This window comes from Kocuria sp. HSID16901 (assembly GCF_003989425.1).
GTDB lineage: Bacteria > Actinomycetota > Actinomycetes > Actinomycetales > Micrococcaceae > Rothia > Rothia massiliensis.
In genome coordinates, this window is record NZ_RBLM01000006.1 from 116,166 (window position 1) to 124,019 (window position 7,854).

At 61.7% G+C, this 7,854-nt stretch carries 6 protein-coding genes; 1 reads left to right on the forward strand and 5 read right to left on the reverse strand.

Annotated features, from left to right (window positions below; translation table 11 throughout):
• Positions 1-48 precede the first annotated feature (48 nt).
• The 3 genes from iolD to iolC are packed head-to-tail and all read right to left on the reverse strand — an operon-like array spanning position 49 to position 3,923.
• Positions 49-1,965 (reverse strand): 3D-(3,5/4)-trihydroxycyclohexane-1,2-dione acylhydrolase (decyclizing), encoded by a 1,917-nt coding sequence (gene iolD, locus D8M21_RS09050; RefSeq protein WP_048681693.1) that lies wholly within the window; start codon positions 1,963-1,965, stop codon positions 49-51.
• 36 nt (positions 1,966-2,001) lie between these two features.
• A complete protein-coding gene (locus tag D8M21_RS09055; RefSeq protein ID WP_238651243.1) occupies positions 2,002-2,952 on the reverse strand; it encodes a Cgl0159 family (beta/alpha)8-fold protein in 951 nt (316 codons plus the stop codon).
• The gene (gene iolC / locus D8M21_RS09060; protein WP_048681603.1) at positions 2,949-3,923 is read right to left on the reverse strand and encodes a 5-dehydro-2-deoxygluconokinase; all 975 of its coding nucleotides are present in this window, start codon (positions 3,921-3,923) and stop codon (positions 2,949-2,951) included. The genes D8M21_RS09055 and iolC overlap by 4 nt, the downstream gene beginning before the upstream one ends.
• Positions 3,924-4,170: 247 nt before the next feature.
• On the opposite strand from iolC, the gene D8M21_RS09065 reads away from it, so the two are divergent.
• Positions 4,171-5,184: a sugar phosphate isomerase/epimerase family protein gene (locus tag D8M21_RS09065; protein ID WP_048681606.1), complete on the forward strand. Its 1,014-nt coding sequence runs from the start codon at positions 4,171-4,173 to the stop codon at positions 5,182-5,184.
• A 95-nt stretch (positions 5,185-5,279) separates the two neighbouring features.
• Here the strand turns inward: D8M21_RS09065 and D8M21_RS09070 are convergent, their stop codons facing one another.
• Both D8M21_RS09070 and D8M21_RS09075 read right to left on the reverse strand, forming a co-directional pair.
• Entirely contained in the window at positions 5,280-6,275 is a 996-nt protein-coding gene (locus tag D8M21_RS09070) for an aldo/keto reductase (protein WP_048681608.1), read from the reverse strand.
• Positions 6,276-6,310: 35 nt separating this feature from the next.
• The gene (locus D8M21_RS09075; RefSeq protein WP_048681611.1) at positions 6,311-7,267 is read right to left on the reverse strand and encodes an alpha/beta hydrolase family esterase; all 957 of its coding nucleotides are present in this window, start codon (positions 7,265-7,267) and stop codon (positions 6,311-6,313) included.
• Positions 7,268-7,854 lie beyond the last annotated feature (587 nt).

The window sequence follows — 7,854 nt, forward strand, 5'->3', positions numbered from 1 at the left end:
TTGAGTGAACGCAATTGTCGCGTCCGATGATGGATGCACGGTGTGGAATCAGCCGAGCAAAGGCTTTTGTGTGGATTTCTTGTCTTCGTACACGGCATAGGCCTCCTGTGTGGATGACAGATCGGAGACCGACGCGACGGGAACGTCCCACCACGACTCCGAGCTCGGAGCGTCGATGAGGGGGTCCGAGTCGACGTGGATCAGGATGGGGCCCGAATCTTCCGGCGCGGCCTTAGCGGTGCGGATGGCTTCTTCGAGGTCCTCCCCCACGGACTCACCCGGCTCGACCCGGATCACCCGGACACCGAGGGACTCGGCGTTAGTCGCCAGGTCAATCGGCAGGGTGTCGCCGGAATCGAAGGACTGTTGCGCCTCGTCGTGGTACCGATACTTCGTACCGAAACGTTGCGACCCCAGGGATTCCGAGAGTGCACCGATCGATGCATAACCGTGGTTCTGAATCAGCACCACGATGAGCTTGATCCTCTCGGCCACCGCCGTCACCAGCTCCGTGTGCATCATCAGGTAGGAGCCGTCGCCAACGGTCACGACGACGTCGCGGCCATCTTGTTGATGCAAGCTCGCCCTCTTGACGCCCAGTCCGCCGGCGATCTCGTACCCCATGCAGGAGTACGCGTATTCCACGTGGTAGCCGTACGGGTCCTTGACCCGCCACAGCTTGTGAAGGTCACCCGGTAACGAACCGGCAGCGCAAATCACGACGTCGCGGTCGTCCATCGCGGAGTTAACCCGCCCAATGATTTCGTTCTGCGACATCACGGGGCGATAGCGTTCGGCAAAGGCCGCATCCGCGATACCGTCCCACCGCTTTTTCTCGGCGGCAACCTTCTCGCTCACCTCATCCGAAACGTGAATGCCCGAGACGGCTTCATTCATCGCCACGAGGGTCTTACGTGCATCGGCGACCACAGGAATTTGGGTGCCGTGCTTGTAGGCGTCGAAGGCCGCGACGTTGATATTGACGAACGAAACATCCGGGTTCTGGAAGGCGGTGCGCGAGGCCGTGGTGAAGTCCTCATAGCGCGTCCCGATTCCGATAATCAGGTCCGCATCCGCAACGAGTTGGTTGGACGCGGTTGAACCCGTGGAACCCACGGCACCGAGGCACAACGGGTGGTCCCAGTCGAGAACGCCGACCGCAGCCTGCGTATACGCGACCGGAATGCCGGTGGCCTCAGCGAACTTTTGCAGCTCATCGGTCGCGAAGGCGTAGTGCACGCCGCCGCCGGCAATGATGACGGGCTTCTTCGCCGAACGGATTGCGTCCATCGCCGCCCGAAGATCTTCTTCCTCAGGTGCGGGCCGCCGAATGCGCCATTCCCTTTCCTGGAAGAACTCCTCCGGAACATCGATGCGTTCGGCCTGGACATCCTGCGGCAGGGCGATCGTCACGGCACCCGTCTCCACGGGATCCGTGAGGACCCGCATCGCATTCAGCAGGGACGAGTACAGCTGTTCCGGTCGCCACACCCTGTCGAAATACCGAGAGACGGGACGCAGAGTGTCGTTAACCGTTATATCCCCAGCGTCGGGGCGCTCCAGTTGCTGAAGCACCGGGTCGGTGGTTCGAGTCGCGAAGACGTCAGACGGGAACAGGAGAACTGGAAGCCGGTTGGTGGTCGCTAAGGCCGCCCCGGTCACCAGGTTCGTCGAGCCCGGGCCGATGGAGGTCGTGGACGCGTAGGTCGCCCGCCGACGTACGTGGCGTGCATAGCCGGTGGCCTGATGCACCATGGCCTGCTCGTTGCGCCCCTGGAAGTACGGCATGAGCGAGGGGTCTTGGCCCTGGAACTGGCGCAGAGCCTGGCCAACGCCGGCAACATTTCCGTGACCAAAGATTCCGAACATTCCGGGGATCGTCCGCTCGCGGTAGGTCTCCGAGCCCACACGGTCGACGGTGTACTGCTGGGACAGAAACTTCACGAGGGCCTGGCCCACGGTCATGGTCTGGGTAGTCATGTAAACCTCTTTCAATCCTCGTTAGTTGCGGCTGCTGCGCAGCAGGGAGGCTGCAGTCGCTACGGCTCCGGCGACGTCGTCGTCTTCCGGGTACAGCAAGGTGCGTCCAACGGTCAGCCCCTGGACTCCCGGCAGGGCCAAGGCATCTCGCCAAGTGGCAAAGATTTCGTCAGGGGCAGCCGTGGGATCCCCACCCAACAACACGGTCGGAAGGGTGCTCGCCGCGACGACGCGCTCCATGTCCGGCACCACCGGCAATTTCATCCATGTATAGGCACTCGTCGATCCCAGAGAGGAGGCGATTCCCACGGACTTCACGACGGCGTCGGTGCTGAGATCGTTGAAGATCGCGCCGTTGCGCGTGGCAGAGATGAAGGGTTCGACCATCGCGTAAAGGCCGCGAGCGGCCAGTTCATCGACCGCGTGGGCGGTGGATTCGAGGACCGAGGTGGTGTGCGGGTCTCCGTAATGAATACGCGTGAGCATTTTTCCGCCGTCGGCGCCGATTTTCTGGAGAGCCTCGGCGGTATGGGCAGTGAAACGATCGTCGATCTCGTTGACCAGGCCGGACAGTCCCCCGCGATTCAAGGAACCGAAAACGAGTTTGCCTTCGAGCGCCCCCAAGAGAAGGAGATCATCCAAAACGTCCGGGGACGCCAAGATGCCGTCGACGGCGGGATTTTGAAGCGCAATACGCAGCCGGTCCAGCAGGCCCCGGCGATCCGCCATGGCACGACCATCGCTGCGCACCTTGAGGGCCCCGCGAGCCGGGTGATCCGCGGCGACGATGAAGTTCTGTTCGCCGTACTTGATCCCTGGATGGCGAGTTCGGGCATCGGCGGCTCGTTGGACCGCCCCCGGGTCCTCCAAACGAATCTGCGTGAGTTGTTCGTATCGCCGGGGATCCGTGGACCCGATCTCCGGAGCGTCGAACGTGGGAAGGCCGCTGGCCTGATTCCGCTGCTCGCTCATGCGTCAAACCCTCTTCCTCGTTCGTTAAGCAGGTTGAGAACCTCGCCCGTGGTCGGCATATCTTCCGAACAGGCGATGCGCGATGCGACGATCGCTCCGGCGGCGTTGGCAAAGTCCAGAACGTGCTGAAGCGACCAGCCGGAGAGAATTCCGTGGCAGAAGGCACCCCCGAAGGAGTCCCCGGCGCCGAGGCCATTGACCGTCTCCACGGTGACCGGCTCCGAAATCACGGTTTCCTCGGCCGTCTTGGCCATAACGCCCTGCGATCCCATCTTGACGACGGCGATCTTGACCCCTGCCTGCAAGAGACGGTCGGCCTGCTCTTCGGGCGAGCCGTCCCCGACCGCCACGGCGCATTCTTCGCGGTTACCAATCGCAATGGTCGCGTGCTTGAGGTTCTCCTTGACCTGCACTGTCGCGTCCTCAATGGAGTCCCAAAACATGGGGCGGTAATCGAGGTCCAAGATGGTGTGTTGCCCCTCCTTCAGCGCTTCCCGTGGGCGGGCCTCGTGGGCCTTCAGCTGGGCGGTACGGCTGGGGTCTTGGCACAGCCCGGTCACCGTGGACCAGAAAACGGTGGCCTCTTGGACCGCGTGGAGGTCAACCTCGTCGGGCTGGATTTTCAGATCCGGCGCCGACGGGAAGCGACCGTAGAAATAGAGCGGGAAATCCTCGGGTGGCATGATCGCGCAGAAGGTCGCGGGGGTCTGTAGACCAGCCACGGGGCTGACGTGGGCGTCGTCGACGCCGTATCGCTTCAGTTCACGGTGGAGATACTCGCCAAACGGGTCGTCGCCGGTGCGGGTGATGACCGCAGTATTGCGCCCGTGCTTGGCGGCCGCTACCGCCACGTTTGACGGCGACCCTCCCAAATACTTGCCAAAGGACGTCACATCCCCCAGGCCAACCCCGATGTCATTGGGGTAAATGTCCACGCTGATTCTTCCCATGGTGAGCAAGTCATAACTCATGAACTGGCCGGTCCTTCCCGCGACTCGTGGTCGGTTTCATCGCTGCGTGCTTCCCCACATGTGATGAGGCGAGGGGCATCGTCGTCGATTGCTACCGTCTGACCCTTCCAGAGTGCACCACACCACTTTGTCCTGTCAATGTTTTGTACAGACAAAGTACGAAAATCTCGGTAGCCTGATGTGACCGGGGCAACTGTGAAGCATCCGCCGGACCCTGTCCCGTCCACGAGAAGATAAGGAATGTGCCATGAAGCTGGGCGTTTACAACGCGATCCTGCACCACCTACCCCTCGACGAGGCATTGGAGCAGACGGCCCGCCTCGGACTCGACGGATTGGAAGTCAACTCCGGTGGCTTCCTTCCTCCCACTCACCTGCCCCTGGACGACATCCTCGCCAGCGACGCCGCGGCTGACGCCTACCGACGACGCTTCGAAGACCGCGGACTCTCGATTCTCGGCCTCAACTGCAACGGCAATCCCTTGAACCCGGACCCCGCTATCGGGCCCGATGATGCGGACGATATTCGACGCTCCGTTCGGGCAGCTGCGGCACTGGGGCAGAAGCGAGTTGTCACGATGTCCGGCCTCCCAGGTTCAGACCCCCAGGGCCAATACCCCGCCTGGAACGTCAACACATGGGGTTCGCACGCCCTCGATTCTTTGGAGTGGCAGTGGGACCAGGCCGCAGATTTCTGGTCCGAGATTGACGAACTCGCCCGGGAGCACGATGTCAAGGTGGCTCTAGAACTCCACCCGCAAAACCTCGTCTTCAATCCGCCCACGGCCAAGCGCCTCGTGGATCGCATCGGGGCGACGAACATCGGAGTCGAACTCGACGCCTCTCACTTGTTCTGGCAGCAGATGGATCCCGTGGCTTGCGTCCGATGGTTGGGGCCGCTCGTCTTCCACGCTGCGGCCAAGGACGTGCGCATCAACCGTGAACATGCCGAAATCTACGGTGTTCTCGACGAGCGTTTCCGCCGCATGGGTGAGGAAGAGCAGCGGACCAACATGGGCGGAGACGAGTACGTCAACGAGTGGCCCAAGGATTCCGCATGGGACTTCGTCGCCGTCGGCGTGGGACACGACGCCGCCTACTGGGCCGAATTTTTGCGCGCCCTCGCGGAGGTTGAGCAGATCACCGGTGAAGAAATCAGCGTCAACATTGAGCACGAAGACACCTCGATGGGACCCATCGAAGGTCTGGAGTTCGCCACGTCGACCCTCTTCGACGCGGCACAGCGCGCCGGGGTGCGGTAGCCCCAGTCTCGCGGGCAGAACGTGCGCACGCCCGTGATTCATGCCGGGGGCCGGCGCGGCAGCTTCCGCGGAGTGCCGTCGCGCCGGCCCTCGTTTTAGAACAGAGCGATTTTTTCCGGAGGCGGGAAGATTCGGTCGAGCTCCTCGAGGTCCTCCGAAGTCGGAACCCACGAAGCTGCCACAGCGTTGCTTCGCACCTGCTCCGGCGTGGTGGCACCCGCAATCACCGAGGTAACCTGTGGCCGCGAGGCTAGCCAAGAGAACGCGACCTGGATCGGAGTCAGCTCGCGGTCTTCCGCGAAGGACACAAACCTCTCGATCTGGTCCCAGTCCGTCGACTCCAAAAGATTCTTCTTGGAGTGGGATAACCGCGACCCGTCAGGCGCCTGACCGTGGCGATATTTGCCGGTCAGCAGCCCATTGGCCAGGGGGAAATACGGTAGCAAACCGATACCGAATCGCTCCGCGGCGGGAAGGACCTCAAGTTCCGCGCGACGATCCAGCAGGTTGTAATGATTCTCCGCGGCGACGTAGCGGGTGCCACCGTTCGCCCGTGCCAGATGGTCGGCGTCGGCAATTTGCCATCCCGCATGGTTCGACGTGCCCACATATCTCACCTTTCCCGCACGGACCGCGTCGTCAAGGGCCGCAAGAGTTTCCTCCGGCGGAGTGACCCCGTCGGGTGTGTGATAGAAGTACAGGTCGATATGATCCCGGCCCAATCGGGACAGCGAAGAGTCCAAAGCACGGTGAACATAACGTCGTGCTCCCCGCGCACCGTGGTCGGTCCCGTTGACACCACGCATATCCATACCGAATTTGCTCACGACGACGACATCCTCGGCGTCACGGCCCAACGCCTTGAGAGCTTGCCCAAACATTCGCTCCGAGGTTCCGGGGGTCTTGCCGTAGACGTCGGCGACGTCAAACAGCGTGATCCCGGAGTCCACGGCCGCCTCAATCACGGCGTCTGTGCCTTCTTGCGTTTCGGTTGGGGTGCCGGCGCGGCCGAGGTTATTGCACCCCAGCCCCACGCCGGACACCACTAACCCAGAATTGCCAACTGTGCGGTAAACCGGTGAAGTCGTCATGCCTCAACACTAGACCGCGTGTCGAGAACGACCTTCTAGTGATGCTGGGAAAGCCGATGATTCTGGAAAAACTCCCAGATCAGATCCGTGGCATGGAGGTTGGGGGTATCGCGTCCAGTTCCCATTCCTTCAGGAGCACCGGGCCACGTGTGGCCACCGCCGTCAATCCGGTATTGCTGAACCTCGGAACCGTTCTTGCAGTCATTCTTAAAGGAGTAATGTTCGACGCCGTCCACCGGCTGATCCACTTCGGGTTCATGGGAACACTGATTGCGCGCAACCCACTCGTCGATGTACTCCGGAACGGAAATATATTCACCGCCCTTGCCGTCACCACCGTCGTACTTCATGGTGGGATCGTCCGTTCCGTGAAATTCCATGATCGGGACGGCTCCGGCGGTGTTGCAGCCGGCACGAGTTCCGCCGTAATACGCCCCCGAAACGGAAGCGAAGGCCGCGATCCGATCCGACATCCGACACGCCAAGAGGCTCGCAAACCCGCCGCCGTTCGACATTCCCGCCGCATATACCCGATCGGTATCCACGCAGAGGTCGGACTCGACCTTGTCCAGTACCTCTCCCGTAAATTTCACGTCGTCGGCATCCGAAGCGTAGCTAGCGCCCTGCCACGAGGTCCCCTTACTCCCCGTGAGACCCTGCGGATACACGGCGATGGCCGGCTTGTCCGAGAATCCAGTCAAGGTCTTCATCTGCTCGGAATCCCGGCCCCGCCCATGGAATGCCATCACGACCGGCGTGGGGGTATCCGCCGAATAGTCCTTCGGAACGGTCACCACGTAGGAACGGTCGCGCCCGCCCGATGTAAGGTGCACGGTTTTGGACGATCCGGGGGCCATATTTCCCGAACCGCACGCCGAACCACTCGAGGAACCCGATGCGGCACTGCTGGACGAACCCTCCGCTCCCTCCCCACTGCCGCCGCTGGAACCGCACGCCGTCAGGCCCAAGGCCAGAACAGTCACCGCCACCATGGAACTCCACGACTTTCTCATCACTACTTACGACCCCTCAAAGCATTGAATTTGGTTACCTGCATCACATCGAGTTGTATCACGGTTGCATTTTGTCCCACGACACAAAACTTATGATGCTAGGTATTGCGAGACTTCCGAGGAATTTCACCGTGGGCTCAATGCACTAGACTCGACCCGTAGCGGCGTCGCTTCGCCCCTCCCCGGGCAGAAGGGACGCCATCTTTTTTCAGGCGGCTGATCGATTCACTCGAGACGTCGCGTGGACGGAATAAACGCCGGCGGCTTCAAACCCAGGCACCACCCCCCATCATGAGAGTATCTACGGATTTTCACGAATGACTTCTGAGAACACCGCGGCTCCGAGCCGCCCCCACCGTCCCCGCAACGGTTTTGACCGTTACTTCAAGATCACGGAACGCGGTTCCTCCCTGGGCGCGGAGGTCAGAGGCGGCCTAGCTGTAATGTCCAGGGACGTTGTTTCGGCGACACGGCCGTGAACAGCTGAGAGGTGAGGGCCTCCGGTTGTGAAGTGGAGCTGTTGAGTTCAACCGCTTCACGTACCAGGAGGCCCTCGTGTCCCACGC